Annotated in this window: 18 protein-coding genes; 10 read left to right on the forward strand and 8 right to left on the reverse strand. The window is 75.5% G+C overall.

All coding sequences use genetic code 11. The features are described 5' to 3' along the window. Positions 1-82 precede the first annotated feature (82 nt). Positions 83-880, forward strand: a complete 798-nt coding sequence (locus QRT04_RS07070) for an SDR family NAD(P)-dependent oxidoreductase (protein ID WP_289454476.1) — start codon at positions 83-85, stop codon at positions 878-880. A 6-nt stretch (positions 881-886) separates the two neighbouring features. Here the strand turns inward: QRT04_RS07070 and QRT04_RS07075 are convergent, their stop codons facing one another. The 4 genes from QRT04_RS07075 to QRT04_RS07090 all read right to left on the reverse strand — a co-directional run bounded on the left by QRT04_RS07075 (position 887) and on the right by QRT04_RS07090 (position 4,757). After that, positions 887-1,738 (reverse strand): SanA/YdcF family protein, encoded by an 852-nt coding sequence (locus QRT04_RS07075; RefSeq protein ID WP_289454478.1) that lies wholly within the window; start codon positions 1,736-1,738, stop codon positions 887-889. Positions 1,739-1,852: 114 nt separating this feature from the next. Continuing rightward, the gene (locus QRT04_RS07080; protein WP_289454480.1) at positions 1,853-2,785 is read right to left on the reverse strand and encodes an alpha/beta fold hydrolase; all 933 of its coding nucleotides are present in this window, start codon (positions 2,783-2,785) and stop codon (positions 1,853-1,855) included. Positions 2,786-2,797: 12 nt separating this feature from the next. Next, positions 2,798-4,024, reverse strand: a complete 1,227-nt coding sequence (gene nhaA, locus QRT04_RS07085; protein WP_289454482.1) for a Na+/H+ antiporter NhaA — start codon at positions 4,022-4,024, stop codon at positions 2,798-2,800. 4 nt (positions 4,025-4,028) lie between these two features. Continuing rightward, the gene (locus QRT04_RS07090) at positions 4,029-4,757 is read right to left on the reverse strand and encodes a winged helix-turn-helix transcriptional regulator (RefSeq protein ID WP_289454484.1); all 729 of its coding nucleotides are present in this window, start codon (positions 4,755-4,757) and stop codon (positions 4,029-4,031) included. 173 nt (positions 4,758-4,930) lie between these two features. On the opposite strand from QRT04_RS07090, the gene QRT04_RS07095 reads away from it, so the two are divergent. The 3 genes from QRT04_RS07095 (at position 4,931) to QRT04_RS07105 (ending at position 6,740) form a co-directional block, all read left to right on the forward strand. Continuing rightward, positions 4,931-5,665: a hypothetical protein gene (locus QRT04_RS07095; RefSeq protein ID WP_289454486.1), complete on the forward strand. Its 735-nt coding sequence runs from the start codon at positions 4,931-4,933 to the stop codon at positions 5,663-5,665. Positions 5,666-5,667: 2 nt separating this feature from the next. Then, positions 5,668-6,150 carry a TlpA family protein disulfide reductase gene (locus QRT04_RS07100; RefSeq protein WP_289455734.1) on the forward strand — a complete coding sequence of 161 codons (483 nt, stop codon included), beginning with the start codon at positions 5,668-5,670 and terminating at the stop codon, positions 6,148-6,150. A 110-nt stretch (positions 6,151-6,260) separates the two neighbouring features. After that, positions 6,261-6,740 (forward strand): DUF4395 domain-containing protein, encoded by a 480-nt coding sequence (locus tag QRT04_RS07105; protein WP_289454488.1) that lies wholly within the window; start codon positions 6,261-6,263, stop codon positions 6,738-6,740. Positions 6,741-6,759: 19 nt separating this feature from the next. On the opposite strand, the gene QRT04_RS07110 is transcribed toward QRT04_RS07105, so the two are convergent. Further along, entirely contained in the window at positions 6,760-7,125 is a 366-nt protein-coding gene (locus QRT04_RS07110; protein WP_289454490.1) for a DsrE family protein, read from the reverse strand. A 149-nt stretch (positions 7,126-7,274) separates the two neighbouring features. On the opposite strand from QRT04_RS07110, the gene QRT04_RS07115 reads away from it, so the two are divergent. From QRT04_RS07115 to QRT04_RS07140, 6 genes are all read left to right on the forward strand, one after another. Beyond that, the gene (locus tag QRT04_RS07115) at positions 7,275-7,883 is read left to right on the forward strand and encodes an FABP family protein (protein ID WP_289454492.1); all 609 of its coding nucleotides are present in this window, start codon (positions 7,275-7,277) and stop codon (positions 7,881-7,883) included. Positions 7,884-7,885: 2 nt separating this feature from the next. Continuing rightward, complete coding sequence (gene ygfZ, locus QRT04_RS07120; RefSeq protein WP_289454494.1) at positions 7,886-9,100, forward strand: CAF17-like 4Fe-4S cluster assembly/insertion protein YgfZ; 1,215 nt, start codon at positions 7,886-7,888, stop codon at positions 9,098-9,100. A gap of 3 nt (positions 9,101-9,103) precedes the next feature. Further along, entirely contained in the window at positions 9,104-10,240 is a 1,137-nt protein-coding gene (locus tag QRT04_RS07125) for an FUSC family protein (protein ID WP_289454496.1), read from the forward strand. 71 nt (positions 10,241-10,311) lie between these two features. Next, complete coding sequence (locus tag QRT04_RS07130; protein ID WP_289454498.1) at positions 10,312-10,656, forward strand: DUF2516 family protein; 345 nt, start codon at positions 10,312-10,314, stop codon at positions 10,654-10,656. Positions 10,657-10,669: 13 nt separating this feature from the next. Beyond that, the gene (dtd, locus tag QRT04_RS07135) at positions 10,670-11,104 is read left to right on the forward strand and encodes a D-aminoacyl-tRNA deacylase (RefSeq protein WP_289454500.1); all 435 of its coding nucleotides are present in this window, start codon (positions 10,670-10,672) and stop codon (positions 11,102-11,104) included. A 695-nt stretch (positions 11,105-11,799) separates the two neighbouring features. Next, positions 11,800-12,366, forward strand: a complete 567-nt coding sequence (locus QRT04_RS07140; protein ID WP_289454502.1) for an O-acetyl-ADP-ribose deacetylase — start codon at positions 11,800-11,802, stop codon at positions 12,364-12,366. Positions 12,367-12,426: 60 nt separating this feature from the next. On the opposite strand, the gene QRT04_RS07145 is transcribed toward QRT04_RS07140, so the two are convergent. From QRT04_RS07145 to QRT04_RS07155, 3 genes are all read right to left on the reverse strand, one after another. Beyond that, a complete protein-coding gene (locus QRT04_RS07145; protein ID WP_289454504.1) occupies positions 12,427-13,305 on the reverse strand; it encodes an aldo/keto reductase in 879 nt (292 codons plus the stop codon). A 127-nt stretch (positions 13,306-13,432) separates the two neighbouring features. After that, positions 13,433-15,547, reverse strand: a complete 2,115-nt coding sequence (locus tag QRT04_RS07150; RefSeq protein ID WP_289454505.1) for an MMPL family transporter — start codon at positions 15,545-15,547, stop codon at positions 13,433-13,435. Between the two features lie 198 nt (positions 15,548-15,745). Beyond that, positions 15,746-18,481, reverse strand: a complete 2,736-nt coding sequence (locus tag QRT04_RS07155; RefSeq protein WP_289454506.1) for an ABC transporter permease — start codon at positions 18,479-18,481, stop codon at positions 15,746-15,748. Positions 18,482-18,553 lie beyond the last annotated feature (72 nt).

Raw genomic sequence — 18,553 nt, forward strand, 5'->3', positions numbered from 1 at the left:
GCACACCCTAGACGCCTCCGCCGACACCGCCGCCAGGGCGTGTGGGTGCCCGGTCGTAGCGTCCGCGGAGGAGGTGGCCGCCGTGCCCGACGAGCGCGTGGCGTGGGTCTCGGGAGCGAGCCGCGGGGTCGGTCGCGGCGTCGCCGTGGCGCTCGGCGCGGCCGGTTGGACCGTCTGGGTCACGGCGCGCTCGTCGGGCGGACACCGGACGAGCCACCTGCCCGGCACCGTCGAGGAGACCGCCGCCGCCGTGGACGCGGCCGGCGGCCGGGGCGTCCCGGTCGCGTGCGACCACACCGACGACGCCGCGGTCCGTGCCGTGGTCGAGCGGCTGCGGACCGAGCACGGCGGGCTCGACCTGCTGGTGAACAACGTCTGGGGCGGCTACGAGCGGCTGAACGCCGGTGCGTGGCCCGAGTGGACGGCGCCGGTGTGGGAGCAGCCCGTCGAGCTGTTCGACCTCATGTTCGCCGCCGGGGTCCGCGCGCACTACGTCGCGCTCGCGCTCGCCGCTCCGCTGCTCGTCGCCCGCCGCGGGCTCGTCGTGGGCATCTCGTTCGACGTCGCGGCGCCCGAGGAGAGCCATGGCGTCGCCTACACGATGGCGAAGGCGGCGGACGACGAGCTCGCCCGCGTCGCGGCCCGCCAGCTGGCCCCGCACGGCGTGTCGTCCGTCGCGCTCCACCCGGGGCTCGTGCGCACCGAGGGCGTCATGCAGTTCGCGGAGCACCTCGACCTCGCGCGGTCGCAGTCCGCCGAGGGCGCCGGACGCGTCGTGGCCGCGCTCGCCCGGGATTCGGCGCTCGTCGCCGAGCAGTCCGGCCGCGTGCTCCACGTCGACCGGCTCGCCGACCGGTACGGCGTGGACGTCCGGACGTGAGCCGCGTCAGCCGCCGAGGGCCGTCTGCGCGTCGCCGGGCAGCGTCGGCGCGTCGCGCGGCACCACCGCGTCGAGAGCGGCACGCAGCGAGGCCGGCGCCTCACGCAGGTGCCACAGCACCGACTGGTCCGGCCGAGCGCTCGCCGCCGAGACCGGCACGCCGACCACGTCGATGCCCGCGTGGCGGCACGTGAACAGCGCGCGGGGCAGGTGGTAGTCCTGCGTGATGACGACCGCGCGGTCCACGCCGTAGACGTCGTGCGCCCGCACGCACGACGCGTGCGTGTCGAGCCCGGCGTCGTCGCGGACGATCGCGGACGCGGGCACGCCGTGCGCCAGCAGGTACGTGCGCATGACGGTCGGCTCGTCGTGGTACGGCGTCGAGTGGTCGCCGCTGACGAGCACCGTCGCCACCCGCCCGTCGCGGTAGAGCGCCGCCGCGGCATCGAGCCGGCGCCGCAGGTACGGCGACGGCTGCCCGTTGGCCGCGATGCCCGCGCCGAGCACGAGCGCGACCGGCTCGTGGGGCACGTCCGCCAGCGCCCGCTCGTCCGCCCGGCCCGAGAGCTGCACCCACGCGACCGGCAGCGCGACGAGCACCGCCACGGCGAGCGCGCCGAGCGCGAACCGCCGCACCCAGCGCCACCGACGCCGGCGACGAGACGGACGCGGCGGCCGCGCAGCCGACATCCCGGCCCCGTCCGCGGCGCTGGCCCGATCCGGCGCCCCGGCACGGTCGGGCGTCCCGGCACGCTCCGGCGCCCCGGCACCGTCACGCGAGGCGGCGCCGACGTGCGGGATGGATCCCGTACCCGGGCCGGCCACGTCGCCGGACCGCTCGCCACCGACGGTCGTCATGCGCGGAATGTAGGCCCCGGGCGCCCCACGGCACCGGCGAACGGCATGACGCGCACAGACGCTCCACATCTTGCCGCGTCGCGTCGACCGGGTCCGCCGCGGCGACGCGAGCCGTCAGGCGGGCGCCACCTCCGACAGCCACTCGAGCAGGAGTGACGTGACCCGCTCGGGCGCCTCGTCGGCGAGGAAGTGGCCCGCGGTCGCGAGGAGCTCGAACCGGTACCCGGCACCGAACAGCGCGGCGGTCTCGCGCGTCAGCGCCGCGTGCCCCGCGGGACGCAGGCCGTCGCGTGCACCGTGGATCTGGAGCGCCGGCACGGGCCGCGTCCGCTCGAGCCCCGCGTGGTAGCGCCGCCCGTCGAGCCGCGGCACGGACCGCACGAGCCAGCGGAGCTGCTCCATCTGCGAGTGCGCCGCGAACGGCACGCGGATGGCGGTGCGGTACGTCTCCTCCGTGGCGGCGTCGGGCCACCCCGGCGTGCCGCCCCACTCGTGCAGCAGGCGCGAGACGAGGTCGCCGCCGGTCAGCGCCCGCTCGGGGAGCGACGGGAGCTGGACGTACGCGAGCCGCCCGGCGCCCGCGGGGCGTAGCGCGGTGGCGGGGTGGCCGCGGGTGTCGAGCGGGTGCGGGGACGAGAGCACGCCGATCGCCGTGACGATCTCCGGGTGGAAGCCGGCCATGGCCCACGCGATCTCGCCGCCGGTGCCGCTGCCGACGACGACCGCGTGGGACGCGCCGAGCGAGCGCACGACGCCGGCGACGTCGGCGGTGAGGGTCGGCACGTCGTACCCGCGCGGCGGCTTGTCCGAGCCGCCGGTGCCGCGCAGGTCCATCGCGGCGACGCGGTAGCCCGCGGTGGCGAGGGCGGGCAGCTGGTGGCGCCACGCCCACCAGAACTGCGGCACGCCGTGCAGGAGCACGACGAGCTGCGCCTCGCGGTCGTCCGGCCCGGCGACGGCGACGTGGAAGCGCGCACCGTTCGCGGGGACGAACTTGTGCTGCCAGGGGCCGTCGATGAGGAGCGCGGCGGAGTCGACGGTGCTCATCGGGGCACGAACCTACCGGGTCGGTCCCGCGCGACGTCCAGCGGCGGCCGCATGACGGTGGTCGCGCCAGCGCAGCGCGGTCCCGCCCAGCAGCGCCGCGAGCGCCGATCCGACGAGCACCGCCACGATCACGTGCTCGTCGTGGCTGCTGCCCTCGCCGAACGCGAGCTCGCCGACCAGCAGCGAGACGGTGAACCCGATCCCACCGACGAGGCCGACCGCGCCGACGTCCGCCCACGTGAGCGTCGGCGCGAGCCGCGCTCGCGTGAACCGCGCGACGAGCCAGGTCGCCACGAGGATGCCGAGCGGCTTGCCGACCACGAGCCCGAGCGCCACGCCGCGCGCGACGGGGTCGTGGAACGCCTCGGTGAACGCCGCGGCGCTCAGCGTCACGCCCGCCGCGAACAGCGCGAACACCGGCACCGCGAACCCCGCGGAGATGGGTCGCCACCGGTGCTCCCACCGTTCAGCCGCGGCGTGCGGACCGGTCACCGGCGTGACGAGGCCAAGCGCCACCCCCGCGATGGTGGCGTGCACGCCCGACGCGTGCACGCACGCCCACGCGAGGACGCCGAGCGGCACGAGCACGAACCCGGTTGTGACGCCGCGCCGTGCGAGGAACGCGAACGCAGCGACGGCCACCGCGCCGGCCCCGAGCCACCCGAGCCCGACGTGATCGGTGTAGACGACGCCGATCACGACGATCGCGAGCAGGTCGTCGACCACCGCGAGCGTCAGCAGGAACGCCCGCAGCGCGTCCGGCAGCGACCGCCCGACGAGCGCGAGCACCGAGACCGCGAACGCGATGTCCGTGGCCGTCGGCACGGCCCAGCCGCGCGGCTCGCCGCCGGAGGCCGTGAGGTTCACCGCGAGGTAGAGGAGCGCCGGCACGACCATGCCACCGACGGCCGCGACGGCGGGCACCACGGCCGTCGCGGCGTGCCGCAGCTCCCCCACGGTCAGCTCGCGCGCGAGCTCCAGCCCGACCACGAAGAAGAAGATCGCGAGGAGCCCGTCGCTCGCCCACGCGTGCACGCTCAGGTGCAGGCCGAGCGCCGCGGGTCCGAGCTCGGCGTCCGAGACCGTCGCGTAGGACGCGGGCCACGCGTTGGCCCACACGAGCGCCGCGACCGTGCCCACGAGCAGCAGCACGCCGCCGGCCCGCTCCGACCGCAGCGTGTCGGCGAGGTTCCGCTCCGACTCCGCGCCGAGCGCGCCGAACAGCCTGTCCCGCGCCACGGCGTCAGGCGTCGGCGGTCTCGGGAACCTCGGCGCGGCCGTCCGTCGGAGGGCGCCGCTCCTTCGGGGGGTCGAACCGGTAGCCCACGTTGCGCACCGTGCCGATGAGCTGCTCGTGCTCGGGACCGAGCTTCGCGCGCAGGCGCCGCACGTGGACGTCGACGGTCCGCGTGCCGCCGTAGTAGTCGTAGCCCCAGACCTCCTGGAGCAGCTGCGCGCGGGTGAACACGCGGCCCGGGTGCTGCACGAGGTACTTGAGGAGCTCGAACTCCTTGTAGGTGAGGTCGAGCGGGCGGCCGCGCAGGCGGGCCGTGTAGCCGCCGGCGTCGATCGTCAGGTCGCCGCTGCTGATCTCCTGCGGGCCCTCGTCGTACGTCGTGCGCGCCGAGCGCTCGATGACGAGCCGGAACCGCGTCTCGACCTCGGCCGGGCCGGCCGACTCGAGCAGGATGTCGTCCGCGCCCCACTCGGCGGTGACGACGGTGAGGCCGCCCTCGGTGAGGACGAGCACGAGCGGGGTGGTCAGGCCGGTGGCGCGGAGCAGGCGGCACGTGGTCCGGGCCGTCACGAGGTCGCGGCGCGCGTCGAGCACCACGATGTCGGCGTCGGGGGCGTCGACGAGCGCCGACGGCTCGACGGGCAGCACGCGCACGCGGTGCGACAGCAGCCCGAGGGCCGGCAGGACCTGGGCGGACCCCCCGGACGACGGCGTGAGCAGCAGCAGGTCTGCCACCACCACCTCCTCACGGACTGTGGCGCACACGCTACCGTGCAGCCAGCGACCGACGTGCCCACGCCCGAGGGGCGTCGCCCGTCTGCGACAATCGTCCGCGTGCTGACCCCCTTCGACGTGCCCCTCGTGCGCCGCGACCTGCGGCGCGACCTCGTGGCGCGGTAGGGCCTCGCATGCAGCTCGCCACCCGCGCGGTCGTCACGGCCGTGCTCGCCGCGGTCGTCGCGGTCGCCGGATTCCTGGGCAACCTGCCGCTGACGCTCGCCGTCGGCGTGCTCGCCGTCGTGTTCGCGGTCGGCTGGCCGGCGCTCGCGGGCCTGCCGTTCAAGCCGGGATCGACGGTGGTGGTCGCGCTCGGCGGTCTCGCCGCCGTGCTGACCGTGCACCTCACCGACGGGCAGCCCTACCTGCGGCTGCTGCCGCTCGTGCTCGCGGCCGCGATCCTGCTCGCGTTCATCAACGAGATGATGCGGCGCGACGGCCGCGAGCGGCTCGTGGAGTCGGTGACGGGCACCGTGGCGGGTGTGGCGGTGGCGCTCGCGGTGGCCGGCTGGGTCGCGACCGGGCGCGAGCCGGGCGGGGAGAACCTCGTGGTGGCGGGCGCGCTCGCGCTCGCGGTGGGGTCCGCCGTCGTCGCCGTCCACCTGTCGCCGTGGTTCAGCGCGCTCGTGACCGCGGCCGCCTCGGCCGGTGCCGGCGCGCTCGCGGGGCTGCTGCTGCCCGACGTCGCGGTCTCGGCAGGCGCGCTGCTCGGCCTCGCGATCGGGGTCCTGGTCGCCGCGCTGCACACGCTGTTCGACAAGCTGCCGTCGCTCTCGCGCCGGATCCCGCCGCTCGCCGCGGTGACATTGCCGGTCATGGTGACTGGTTTTGTCGTCTATGTGGTCGAGCGGGTCCTGGTGGGGTGATCATGGTGCGCGTGCTGCTCCTCGTCGTCGTCCTCGCCGCGGCCACCGGCCTCGGGCTGTGGTGGCGCGCGCGCAACGGGCGCTACGCCGCGGTGGACGCGAGCCTGCTCCGCCGGGACGCCGGGACGCCGGACGACGACGGCCGCACCGACCGGCTGACGGCCGACGACCTCGGCGCGGAGCTCGGCACCCGCGCGACGTTCGTCCAGCTGTCGTCCGAGGTCTGCGCGCCCTGCCGCCGCACGCACTCGGTGCTCGCAGGGCTCGTCGCGGACCGTCCTGACGCGGTGCACGTCGACCTCGACGTCGAGGAGCATCTCGACCTCGTGCGGCGGTTCCAGGTGCTGCGCACTCCCACGACCCTCGTGCTCGACGCGCAGGGCACCGTGGTCGGCCGCCTGTCGGGCGCGACCGACCGTCGCCACGCCCTCGCGGCGCTCGACGCCGTGCCGGGCTCCTGTACCGACGGCGTCGCCGCGCGCTGACGACCGTCACCGGTCCCGCGCGAGCTCGGCGCTTGCGCGGGGGTCCGGCGTCTCGACCGGGCTCGCGCGGAACCACCGAACTCCCGCCCGTCCCCTCCCAGGAGCCCACCATGTCCGGTCCCGAGACCACCCCCGCCGAGGTCGCTGCCCGTCCGACGCCCGCGGGCATCGACCCGCGCGGCCCCCGCTTCGGCGCCGCCGTCACCGCCGTGCTGCTCGCCGTCGTGCTGCTGCTCGGCACGAGCACCGCGGCGACGGTCCTGCTCGCCGTGATCGTCGCGAGCTTCGCCGTGGGCGCGGTACGCGGTGCCCAGGGGACGTGGCAGGGCTGGCTGTTCCGCACGCTCGTCCGCCCGCGCCTCGCCCCGCCGACCGAGCTCGAGGACCCGCGGCCGCCGCGGTTCGCCCAGCTCGTCGGGCTCGTCGTGACCGGCGTCGGCCTGCTGCTCGCGCTGGTCGGCGTCGGCGTCGCCGTGCCGGTGTCGGCCGCTCTCGCGCTCGTCGCGGCGTTCCTCAACGCGGTGTTCGGGCTGTGCCTCGGCTGCGAGCTCTACCTGCTGGGCCTGCGCCTGCGGTCCCGCGCGGCCTGACGCCGGGGCGTGCGGGCGCTCAGTACACGAGCGCCTGCGCGCCGTCCGCGAGCGCTTCCTCGACGAACACCGCGGCGCCCGCGATCCGGATGCCGGGCAGCACGTCGTCCGGCCCGATGTCGCGGCGCGCGGCGCACTGCGTGCAGACCGTGACGGTGCCCGCCTCGAGCACGACGGCCAGCAGCTCGGCGAGCGGCGTGGCGTGCGCGAGCTCGAGGTCGTCCGCCCGACCGGGCAGCGCGAACCACGCGGACTCGCCGGTCAGCCACAGCGAGACGGGCGCTCCCGCGGCCGCGGCGGCAGCCGCCACGGTGAACGCCTGGTTCGCCGCCTCCGGCCGGTCGGTGCCCGAGGTGGCCTTGATCACGAGCGCGCGGGTCGTCACGCGGGCAGCCTACGGGCGAGCGCTCGTTAGGCTGGGTGCATGAGCGCGCTCGAGGGTGTCTTCATCGGCCTGCTGGTCGCCGCGACGCTGGCCATCGTCTGGTTCGCGGGCTTCGTGGTCTACCGCCTCGTCAAGAGCCCGAACTGACCATGCCGTTCGTCCTTCCGGAGGGCCTCGCGCCCGAGGTGTACCCGCTCGCCTGGCTCGTCGGCCGCTGGCGCGGCGAGGGCGTCGTCGGCTACCCCGGCGTCGAGGAGACGACGTTCACGCAGGACGTCGTCTTCGACCACGACGGCGGCCCGTACCTCGCCTACACCTCGACGATCCGCCTGGTCGTCGCACCCGACGACGCCGCGGCGCTCGACGCGGAGAGCACGCCGGACACCGGCGGCGACCCGGACGCGGCACCGGCGCCCAGCGAGCCCGACCACGACGCGCCCGTCTGGTCGACCGAGACCGGCTACTGGCGCGTGCCGCCGCAGCGGCCCGACGGACTGCGCGACGAGCAGCACCCGGTCGAGGTGCTGCTCGCCGACCCGTCCGGCCACGTCGCGGTCTACATCGGCGCGGTCGGCAACGGACGGATCGACCTCGTGAGCGACGTCATCGCCCGCACCGAGACCGGCGCCGAGGTCACGGCCGCCAAGCGGCTGTACGGCCTGGTCAACGGCGAGCTCATGTGGGCGCACGACCTCGCGGCGTTCGGCGAGCCGATGCAGTCCTACGCGTCGGCCCGGCTGTCGCGGGTCGAGGACTGACGATGACGACGCCCGGTGCACCGGACAGCGCCGCCCCCGAGCAGCGGCTCGTCGAGCCGGCGCGGCACACGTCCCCGCTGCTGACTCGGCGCGGCGCCGTGCCCGCGGGTGGCGCCGACACGGGCGTCGCGTGGCACTACGGCGACCCGACCGCCGAGCAGCGCGCGCTGGCCCGCGGCGGGGCGGTCGTCGACCAGTCGCACCTCGGGGTCGTCCGCGTCGCGGGGCCCGACCGGCTGAGCTGGCTGAACTCGATCACCTCGCAGGAGCTCACGGCGCTGCGGCCGCGCACGTCGACCGAGCTGCTCGTGCTGTCGCCGCACGGCCACGTCGAGCACGCAGCCGGGGTCGTCGACGACGGCGAGTCGACCTGGCTGATCACGGAGACGCCCGTCGCGCTCGCCGCGTGGCTCGACCGGATGCGCTTCATGATGCGCGTCGAGGTCGCGGACGTGACGGACGAGTGGGCCGCGATCGGCGAGCCCGTGGACGCCGAGGGCGCGCCCGACGAGCCCGTCACCTGGCGCGACCCCTGGCCGACGACGGCCCTCGGCGGCACGCGCTACGGCCCGGCGGACGACGAGCACCCCGGGGCCGACCGGCCGTGGCGCCTCGTGCTCGTGCCGCGCGCGACGCTGGCCGACGCGGTCGCCGCGCGCGAGGCCGCAGGCTGGACGGTCGTCGGCACCTGGGCCGCGGAGGCGGCGCGCGTCGAGGCCTGGCGCCCGCGCGCGAGCCACGAGGTCGACCACCGCACGATCCCGCACGAGCTCGACTGGCTGCGGACCGCGGTGCACCTGCACAAGGGGTGCTACCGCGGCCAGGAGACGGTCGCGCGCGTGCACAACCTGGGCCGCCCGCCGCGCCGGCTCGTCATGCTGCACCTCGACGGCTCGGGCCACCTGCTGCCCGAACCGGGCGCCGCGGTGCACGAGGCGAGCGACGGCGGGGCCGGCGAGCTGGGCCGCGAGGTCGGCGTCGTCACGACCGTGGCGCGCCACCACGAGCTGGGACCGATCGCGCTCGCGGTCGTGAAGCGCTCGACGCCCGTCGACGTGCCGCTGGGCGTCGAGTGCGAGGGCGGCGCGGTCGCGGCCGGCCAGGAGCCGGTCGTGCCGGGCGACGGCGTCTCGGTCGACCGGCCCACCCAGCGGGGCCCGCTCACGCGCGGCCTCGCACAGCCCGGCAGCGGGCTCACGCCGCGCGCCGGGCTGTAGACCGTGGCGGACGCGCGGGCGGCCGACGGTCGCCGACTCCCGTCCGACCGCCGCTCGGGCCGCGTCGTCCTCGAGGCGCAGACGCGGCAGGGCTGGGCCCGCGTGCGCACCTCGTTCCTGCCGGTGCTCCAGGCGGCCGTCGCGGTCTCGATCGCGTACTCGATCGCGCACTACGTGGTGGGGCATCCGTACCCGTTCTTCGCACCCGTCTGCGCGTGGGTGGTGCTCGGGTTCACGATGGACCGGTCGCTGCGTCGCGTCGGCGAGCTCGCGATCGGGGTCGCGGTGGGCGTCGGCCTGGGCGACCTGCTGAGCCACCTGATCGGCTCGGGCTGGTGGCAGATCGCGCTCGTGCTCGTCGCGTCGGCGCTGGTGGCGCGCTTCCTGGACCGCGGCGCGATGCTGACCACGCAGGCCGGCGTGCAGTCGATGGTGCTCGTCGGGCTCCCCGCGGCCGCCGTCAGCGGCGGGGCGTTCGGCCGGTGGCTCGACGCGGCCATCGGTGGCGCGGTCGCGTTCCTCGTCGCGGTCCTGACGCCGCACGACCCGCGCCGCCACCCGCGCGCCCTCGCGCGGCGCGCCACGGAGGAGCTCGCGGGCGTCCTGCACGTGCTCGCGCGCGGCCTGCGCACCTCGGACGCGCAGGAGGTCGACGACGCGCTCGCGCGCGCCCGGCTGACGCAGCCGGTGCTCGACGAGTGGTCGGACGCGGCGTCGAGCGCCCGCGAGCTGGCCCGCGTGGCGCCCGCGTCGTTCCGCCACCGCGACGAGCTCGGCCGGCTGGGCGCGACGTCGGTCCTGGTTGACCGGGCCGTCCGGAACGCGCGCGTGCTCGCGCGCCGTTGCCGCGCCGCGGTCGAAGTCGACCCGCCGCACGACACCGGCGAGCTCGGCGCACGGCTCGACGACCTCGCGCGGGCGTGCGACGAGCTCGCGGCGGCGCTGGGCTCGGGCCGCTCCACGGACCGCGCCGCCGCCGTCGCCCAGGAGGTCGCGCGCGCGCTCGACCCGTACGTCCTCGCGCCCGACGACTGGCAGGCCCAGAGCCTCGTGCTGCTCGCGCGCTCGCTCACGGTCGACGTGCAGGAGGCGGCGGGCGTCCGGCAGCGCGACGCGCGGGCCGCGCTGCCCGAGCTCTGAGCCGCTCGAGCTCGGCCCCGGCCATGCCCTGAGCCGGTGACCGGGCGAGACGCGCCCCGTAGGCTCTGCCCGTGGCGCAATCCATCGGGCACCTGCTGTACCTCGTCTTCTACGTCGCGATCCTCGTGCTCTGCGTGTGGGCGCTGGTCGACGCGACCCGGCGCCCCGCGGGCGGGTTCGTCGCGGCCGGCAAGCGGACCAAGCAGTTCTGGACGTGGATCCTCGTCGCCGCGACCTTCCTCGCCCTCGCCGCCGTCGTGGGTTCGGGCATCCCGTTCCTCGGCTTCCTCACGCTGCTCGCCGCGGTCGCGGCGATCGTCTACCTCGTCGACGTCAAGCCCGCGCTCGGTCCGTCGGGCCGGGGACCGCGGGGCGGCGGCCCGCGCCGGCCGCCGTCGTCGACGGGCGGTTGGTGACGGGCACCCTCGGGTGAGGGCGGTCGTCCAGCGGGTCACACGCGCCTCGGTGACGGTCGACGGCATCGTCGTCGGCGCGATCGACCGCCCCGGGCTGCTCGCGCTCGTCGGCGTCACGCCCGGCGACGGGCCGGCGCAGGTCGAGCTGATCGCGCGCAAGATCGCCGAGCTGCGCGTCCTGCGCGACGAGCAGTCGGCGGTCGACGTGGGCGCACCCGTGCTCGTCGTCAGCCAGTTCACGCTCTACGGCGACACGCGCAAGGGCCGCCGTCCGACGTGGAACGCCGCGGCGCCCGGACCGGTCGCCGAGCCGCTCGTCGACGCCGTGGTCGAGGCGCTGCGCGGGCGCGGGCTCGACGTCGCGACGGGCGTGTTCGGCGCGGACATGGCGGTCGAGCTCGTCAACGACGGGCCCGTGACGATCCTGCTGGAGTCGACGCCGGCCTGACGCCGACGGCACAGGCGCGCACGCCGACCGCGCGACCACACGGAAAAGGCCCCTCGGAGTAAGCGTCCGAGGGGCCCTTCCGGTGACCACAGGCCTCGTGTCTCCGGCCTGAGCCGGTGAACCTGGCGCCGCTTCGACGATGCGGCCTCACCCGACACCCGACGGTCCGGCGAACCGGTCCCTCGCGGGCGGGATCCCTGCGATCGACCTTCCGGTCCGTAGCTCCCACTGCGGCGTCGCCCGCAGCTCTCCGGGTTGCCCCTTCGATGTGGTCGCCCGTTCTCCGGTCGGCCCGGCTTCGATGGACCTGTCCCCGTTTCGGCCGGTTCGGTGCTCCGAGGAGCTCCGTCGTTCCTTGCGGTTCTTCGATCCGTCGAGGTCGATGTGAGAGTTCTAGTCCTGCTCGTGAAGGGCCTGCAAGGGGGTCGCGAGGGGTTATTTCGTCCACCGCTCGCTCCACATGCGTGTCCACAGGCGAACCTGCGAGAACGCGCGGCAAACACAGGCCTGTGGACGAAATATGTGGACGGTTGGCGCGTCGTTCACCCGTCCGGGCGCGCCCGACTCGTACCCTTGAACCCGGCGAAGGCCCCTCGGAGTAAGCGTCCGAGGGGCCTTGTCGCGTCTGCGGCCGTGCCGGCCCTCGGGGCCGTCCGGACGAGACGGCGACCGGCGGCCAGGGCCACGATGGCGGCATGCAGATCGAGGCCGTGCACGGCGACATCACGCTCGAACGCGTCGACGCGATCGTCAACGCCGCGAACTCGTCGCTGCTGGGTGGCGGTGGCGTCGACGGTGCCATCCACGCAGCTGCGGGACCCGAGCTCCTCGAGGCGTGCCGCGAGCTGCGTCGGACGCGCTACCCCGACGGGCTGCCGGTCGGCGACGCGGTCGCGACGCCGGGCTTCCGCCTGCCGGCGTCCTGGGTGATCCACACGGTCGGCCCGAACCGGCACCGCGGCGAGACCAGCGGCTCGATGCTCGCGTCCTGCTTCGCGACGTCGCTCGCGGTCGCCGTCGAGATCGGGGCGCACAGCATCGCGTTCCCGGCCGTGAGCGCGGGCGTCTACGGATGGGAGATGGCCGAGGTCGCGCGCACCGCCGTCCGCGTCGCGTTCGGCTGGCGAGCCGGCACGGAGGACCTGTGGGTCGAGGGCCAGACCCACGGCCACGGCATCGACCTCGTGCGGTTCGTGCTGTTCAGCGAGGAGGCGCGCCGCACGTTCCAGGCGGCGATCGACGAGCACGAGCGGGCGGCCTGACGACAGGCGGTGCGGCGCTCGCGCGGCCGCACGGCCCGTCGTCAGGCGGCCTCCCGCGGGTCAGCCCTGCGGCGACCGGACCGCCGCGTCGAGCCGCGTGATCTCCTCGGGTCCGAGCACGAGCTCGGCGGCCGCCACGGAGTCGCGGATCGTCTCGGGACGCGACGACCCCGGGATCGGGATGACGACCGGCGCCTGTGCGAGCTCCCACGCGAGCGCGACCTGCTGCGACGAGACGTGATGGTTGGCCGCAACGTCGGCGAAGGCGTCGAAGCGGTCGCCCAGGCCGCCCGCGCGGCCGATGCCGCCGAGCGGGCTCCACGGCAGGAACGCGAGGCCGAGCTCGGCGCAGAGCTCGAGCTCGGGGTGCGACGACTGGAACGCCGGCGAGTACTGGTTCTGCACCGACACCAGCCGGCCGCCGAGCACCTCCTGCGCCTGGCGGATCTGCTGCGGGTCGGCGTTCGAGATGCCCGCCATGCGGATCTTGCCCGCGTCGAGCAGCTCTGCCAGGACGCCCACCGAGTCGGCGTACGGGACCGTGTTGTCGGGGCGGTGGAACTGGTAGAGGTCGATGGCCTCGACACCGAGCCGGCGCAGCGACCCCTCGACGGCCTCGCGCAGGTGGGCGGGCGAGCCGTCGACCGTCCACGAGCCGTCGCCGGGACGCAGGTGGCCGCCCTTCGTCGCGACGACGACGCCCGAGGTGTCGCCGCCCCACGAGCGCAGCGCCTCGGCGATGAGCTCCTCGTTGTGGCCGACCTCGCCCGCGAGCAGGTGGTACGAGTCGGCGGTGTCGATCAGCGTGACACCGGCGTCGAGCGCGGCGTGGATGGTGGCGATGGAGCGGTCCCGGTCGGGGCGACCCTCGATCGACATGGGCATGCCGCCCAGTCCGATGGCGCTGACCTCGATGTCTCCGATGCGGCGTGTGTGCATGCCCCCATCAGAACCCACCGGACCCGGACCCGGCCAATCGCGCGGCTCGCCGCCGCCCGGGCGCAGGGATGCGGGGCCGCGGCCGCCGATCGCGACCGTGGGCCCGCATCCCTGGTGACCAGACGCCTCAGACCGACGCGGTGACCGGCTCCGGCTCCGGCGGCGCGGCGGGCTCCGCGGCGGGCTCGGGACGACGTGCCAGCGCGCTCGGCCACCACATGCGCGAGCCGATGTCGAGGTTGAGCGCGGTGACGAGCACCGAGCGGACCACGATCGTGTCGAGCAGCACGCCGAACGCGACCGCGAACCCGATCTCCGCGAACCCGACGATCGGCAGCGTGCCGAGCACCGCGAACGTGCCGGCGAGCACGAGCCCGGCCGACGTGATGACGCCGCCCGTCGCGGCGAGCCCGACCAGCGAGCCGCGGTGGTGGCCGACCCGCAGCGCCTCCTCGCGGACGCGCGTCATGAGGAAGATGTTGTAGTCGATGCCGAGCGCGACGAGGAACACGAACACGAACAGCGGGAACGACGTGTCCGCGCCGGCGAAGCCGAACACGTGGCGGAACACGAGTGCCGAGAAGCCGATCGCCGCGGCGAACGACAGGATCACTGTCCCGATCAGCACGAGCGGCGCCAGGATCGCGCGCAGCAGCACCGACAGGATCAGGAACACCACGAGCAGGATGATCGGGATGATCACGCGGTTGTCGTGCGCCGCGGCACGCTCCACGTCGAGGTTGATCGCGGTCGCGCCGCCGACGAGGGCGTTCGCGTCCGGCACCGCGTGGACCGCGGTCCGTACCCGGTCGATCGTGTCGGCCGCGGCGCTGCTGTCGGGGGCCGCCGTCAGCGTGCCCTCGAGGTAGGCGACGCCGCCCTTGACGACCGGCTCCGTGACGGTCGATCCGTCGATCCCGTCGACACCCGCGAACGCCACCCTCACCGCGTCGCCCTGCGCCGCGTCCGCCACGACGACGACCGGCGAGCCGGCGCCGCCCGGGAAGTGCGCCTCGAGCACCTGCTGACCCGTGATCGACGGCATGTCGCCCCGGAACGACTCGGCGTCCGAGAGGCCGGTCGCGTTGAGCTGCACCACGCCGAACGACACGACGACGAGCACGAGCGACGTGACGACCCACGTCCGCCGCGGGCGGTGCGAGATGCGCGTGCCGACGCGCGCCCAGAAGCCGTGCTCGGTCGGCTCGGAGTCGCCCAGGTGCGGCACGCGCGGCCAGAACACCCACCGCCCGCAGACGACGAGCAGCGCGGGCAGCAGCGTCAGCATGACCGCGAGCGCGACCACGATGCCGATCGCGGCGACCGGGCCGAGGCCCGAGGTCGAGGCGACGGTCGCGAGGAGCAGTACGAGCATGCTGATCGCGACGGTCGAGCCGCTCGCGATGATGGCCGGGCTCGCACGGTGCAGCGCGACGGCCATGGCCTCGTGCCGGTCGCCGTGCTTGCGGAGCTCCTCGCGATATCGGGCGACGAGCAGCAGCGCGTAGTCCGTCCCCGCTCCGAAGACCAGCACGGTGAGGATCCCCGCGCTCTGCGCGTTGACGGTCAGGCCGGTGTTGTCTGCCAGCAGGTAGATGACGCCCTGCGACACCGTGAGCGCGATGCCCGCGGAGATCACGGGCAGGAGCCAGAGCACCGGGCTGCGGTACGTCAGCAGCAGGATCACGATGACGACGCCGACGGCCGCGAACAGCAACGTGCTCTCGATGCCGGAGAACGCCGCGGACGAGTCGGCGGCCTGGCCGGCGGGACCCGTGACGTAGAAGGCGAGCCCGTCGGCGGTCGTCGCCTCGGCCTTGATCTGGTCGACCGCGTCGGCGGCCTTGTCCCAGCCGTTGCTGCCGAGGTTGAGCGGCACGATCACCTGCGCCGCCTCGCCGTCCTGCGACTGCACCGGACCGACGACCTTGCCGTCGACCGTGTCGAGCGTGCCGAACTTCTGCGCGTCGGCGGTGATGGCGGCGAGGTCCTGCTGCGTGAGCCCGCCGTCCCGCTGGTAGACGAGGACCGCGGGGATGGTGTTCTGGTCGACGAACACGCCGGCCTTGTCGAGCGCCTTGGTCGACTCCGCGCTCGCGGGGAGCCAGCTCTTGGCGTCGTTGTGCTCGACGCTCGTGAGCTTGCCGCCGAGCGGCGCGAGCACCGCCACGACGACGAGCCAGAACGCGATGACGACGAACTTGACGTAGCGGTGGGTGACCCAACCCGCGACCTGCGACATGGCTGACCTCGCGACTGATCGGCGGCCTGGTGGCCGCGCGCTTCTCGGGGGGATTTCGATCCTAGGTTTCCGCCGCGCACGGGCACAGGGATATCCGGGACCTCCCCGGAAGAACCCCTGACCGGACCCCTGATACACCGGGTGCTGGCACCCACGACGCGGTCGGCCCGTCCCCGCAGACGGGCCGGCCGCGACGGGTCAGCCGACGACGCGTCGCACCATCGGCAGCCGCGACCGGGTGCAGGCCGCCGCTCCTGCCATGGCCAGCGCGGGCACACCGACGGCGATGGCCGCCAGAGGCGCCCAGGGCACGACCGGCTGCCAGTACTGGTCGAACCCGCCACCGCTGAACCGGGAGGCGACCACGACGACGTGCCCCAGCGCCGCGCCCGTGACGACCCCGAGCGTGGTGCCGAGCACGGCGACCACGCCCGCCTGCGACGCGGCGAACCGGCGCCGCACCGAGGGGCTGGCGCCGACCGCGCCGAGCGTCGCGAGGTCGGGGCGCGACTCGGCTGCCGAGAGGGCCAAGGCGATCGCGGTCGCGCCGATGCCGGCGACCAGCGCGGCGGCCACGAGGACGAGGAGCACGAGCCGGGTGTCCGCCGAGCGGTCGTGGTCGACGAGCGACAGGTACGCGTTCTCGTCGACGGCCTGGACGGCCTCGACGGCCTTGCCGACCTCGTCCCACGTCACGGCGCGCGACGTCGTGACGACGCCACCCCGGAGCTCGGTCGAGACGCCGAGCCGCGCCGCGACGGCGGGCGGGAGCACCGGCTGGTCGGTCCACTCCCCGGGCTGCTCGACCGCGACGGCGGGGACCACCACCGTCCGCGGGTCGTCCTGCCCGGAGACCGGGATCTCGAGGTGCGCCGTGCCGTCGGGCCAGATCTGGTAGGGCGAGCCCACGACGACCGTGCCGGCAGCGAGCGCGGCCGCCGCGCGGTCCGCGCCGGGGACACCGGTCGCCCCGACGAACGTGCCGTCGTCGACGAGGCGACCGAACCCTTCGCCCATCGAGCCCCGACCGAGCCAGCAGCGAGGGTCCTTGGCGACCGCGTGCGGGTGCCGCTCCGGCTCGGCCACGGGGCACGCACCACCGGGCGCGAGCGCGGCGCTGATCCACTCGGGGTGCTCGAGGCCGTCCGCGTCGACGTCCGCGCCCGGCGGTGCAGCGATCGTGCGGGCCGGCGCGAACGCCGCGACCGGCAGGGCCGTGCGCAGCACGTCGAGGTCCCGGGCGACGAGTGCGGAGCCGTCGTCCGTCCGCGCGACGGCACGAGGGTCCTCCTGGAGCCCGGTCTCCAGGACGACCCGTCCGTCGGCGACCGCCTGCACGTACGCGTTCTCGTCGTGGGCCGCCTGCGACGCCGTGTACACGGCGCCCGCACTGACGCCCGCGATCGCCGCGATCACCGCCGCGACGGCGGGAGCGGTGCGGCCTCGCTGCCGGGCCGCGTCTCGCAGCGCGAGTCGTCCGGCCACCCCCGCGAACGGCGCGATCCGCGCCACGAGCGACACCAGCCCGCCGGACGCGGCCACCATGCCGAGCTCGAGCAGGAGCATCCCGGCCACGAGCACGCCGGTCTTCGAGTTGGCCGCCCCGAAGGTCGCGGCGACGGCGCCGGCGACGAACATCGCGAGCCCGACGATCGGGACCGCGCGCCGCGCCCTCGGCTCCGCGCGGCGCCCCGCGAGCGCCGCGGTGACGTCGACACGGGCCGCCCGCCGCGCCGGGAACCACGCGGCCGCGGCCGCGACCAGAGTCCCGAGCGCGACCGCGCCGACCACGAGCCACCAGTAGACGCGCAGGTCCGGGAAGCCCCAGAGATGGTGCGCGAGCTGCCACGCCCGCACGCCGGCCGCGATCGCGAGGCCTGCCGCCGCTGCGACGACGGACGCGAGCAGGCCGATGACGACCCCGCCCGTCAGCACGACGTGGCGCAGCGTGCGGCGCTCGGCACCCGAGGCGGCCAGGAGCGCGAGCTGCCGCTCGGAACGGCGTGCGCCGACGGCGAAGGCGGGCCCGATGAGCAGCACCGCCTCGACGAGCGCCATCACGGTCACCGCGGCGACCAGGGCGACCGTCCCCGTCGACACGGGCGACTCGCCGAACGTGTCCGCCGGGGGGATCTGCTCGGGGTGCTCGACCACGTCGCGGCTGACCACGTGCGAGCCGACCGCGTTCACGGCGCGGACGTCGTGCCATGTGACCGGGGCGTCCCCGAGCACGACCCACTCGGTCGTGAGCGCGTCGAGGTCCCGGGCGACCGACCCGCCCGCCAGACCCACGTAGCCGTCGCCGGCACCCGGCACCGCGTCGGTGTCGAGCGGCCGGTCCGGGACCGCGGGCAGCACCGTGCCGGTCGTCGTGACGATGCCGGGCGAACCGTGCGGGTTGCGGCCCGCCACGATGCCCACCACACGGACCTCGGTCGGCGTGGTGGCCTTGCCGAGCGTCGTCGTGAACGCGTCGCCGACCGCGAGGCGGAGCCGGCGCGCGAGGTCGCGGTCGACCGCGACCTCACCGGCCGCGGAGGGCAGGCGGCCGTGGAGCAGCGGGCTCGTCTGGACCCGCGCGAGGTCCTCGGGCGGATACTCGGAGACCGAGACGTTCCAGTGCGCGTCGGGCGTCGCCGCCCGCACCGTCGCCTGGACGACGCGGACGAGGCGATCGGCGGCGGGGAGCGCGTCCGCGAGGAGCGCCTCGTACTGCGTCAGCGTGGCGTCCCGGTGGTCGGGCCCGGCACCGCCGGACATCCCTCCGCCTTGGTCACGGGCGTCCTGCATGACGCCCGGGCCCTGGGCGCGGCCCTGGACGAGCGCCTGCGCCTCGTCGCCCAGCGCGTACCGCGCGTACGTCGCCGCCGTGGGCAGCGACGACGCGATGAGCGTCCCGCCCGCCACGCCCACGAGCACCGGCACCCCGATCATCGCCGCCACCAGAGCCGTGCGCCCCCTGCTGCGCACGGCGTCCCGGCGGGCGATGCGGACGGCGGCCCGCAG

It is taken from the genome of Cellulomonas alba (genome assembly GCF_030362835.1).
GTDB classification, from domain to species: Bacteria; Actinomycetota; Actinomycetes; order Actinomycetales; family Cellulomonadaceae; genus Cellulomonas; species Cellulomonas alba.

Excerpts from the sequence above, each read along its gene's own strand:
- QRT04_RS07075 (WP_289454478.1), bottom strand. The coding sequence starts at position 1,738 with ATGACGACCGTCGGTGGCGAGCGGTCCGGCGACGTGGCCGGCCCGGGT.
- QRT04_RS07080 (WP_289454480.1), bottom strand. The coding sequence starts at position 2,785 with ATGAGCACCGTCGACTCCGCCGCGCTCCTCATCGACGGCCCCTGGCAG.
- QRT04_RS07095 (WP_289454486.1), top strand. The coding sequence starts at position 4,931 with ATGCAGCTCGCCACCCGCGCGGTCGTCACGGCCGTGCTCGCCGCGGTC.
- QRT04_RS07100 (WP_289455734.1), top strand. The coding sequence starts at position 5,668 with ATGGTGCGCGTGCTGCTCCTCGTCGTCGTCCTCGCCGCGGCCACCGGC.
- QRT04_RS07105 (WP_289454488.1), top strand. The coding sequence starts at position 6,261 with ATGTCCGGTCCCGAGACCACCCCCGCCGAGGTCGCTGCCCGTCCGACG.
- QRT04_RS07115 (WP_289454492.1), top strand. The coding sequence starts at position 7,275 with ATGCCGTTCGTCCTTCCGGAGGGCCTCGCGCCCGAGGTGTACCCGCTC.
- ygfZ (WP_289454494.1), top strand. The coding sequence starts at position 7,886 with ATGACGACGCCCGGTGCACCGGACAGCGCCGCCCCCGAGCAGCGGCTC.
- QRT04_RS07140 (WP_289454502.1), top strand. The coding sequence starts at position 11,800 with ATGCAGATCGAGGCCGTGCACGGCGACATCACGCTCGAACGCGTCGAC.
- QRT04_RS07145 (WP_289454504.1), bottom strand. The coding sequence starts at position 13,305 with ATGCACACACGCCGCATCGGAGACATCGAGGTCAGCGCCATCGGACTG.
- QRT04_RS07150 (WP_289454505.1), bottom strand. The coding sequence starts at position 15,547 with ATGTCGCAGGTCGCGGGTTGGGTCACCCACCGCTACGTCAAGTTCGTC.
- QRT04_RS07155 (WP_289454506.1), bottom strand. The coding sequence starts at position 18,481 with ATGATCGGGGTGCCGGTGCTCGTGGGCGTGGCGGGCGGGACGCTCATC.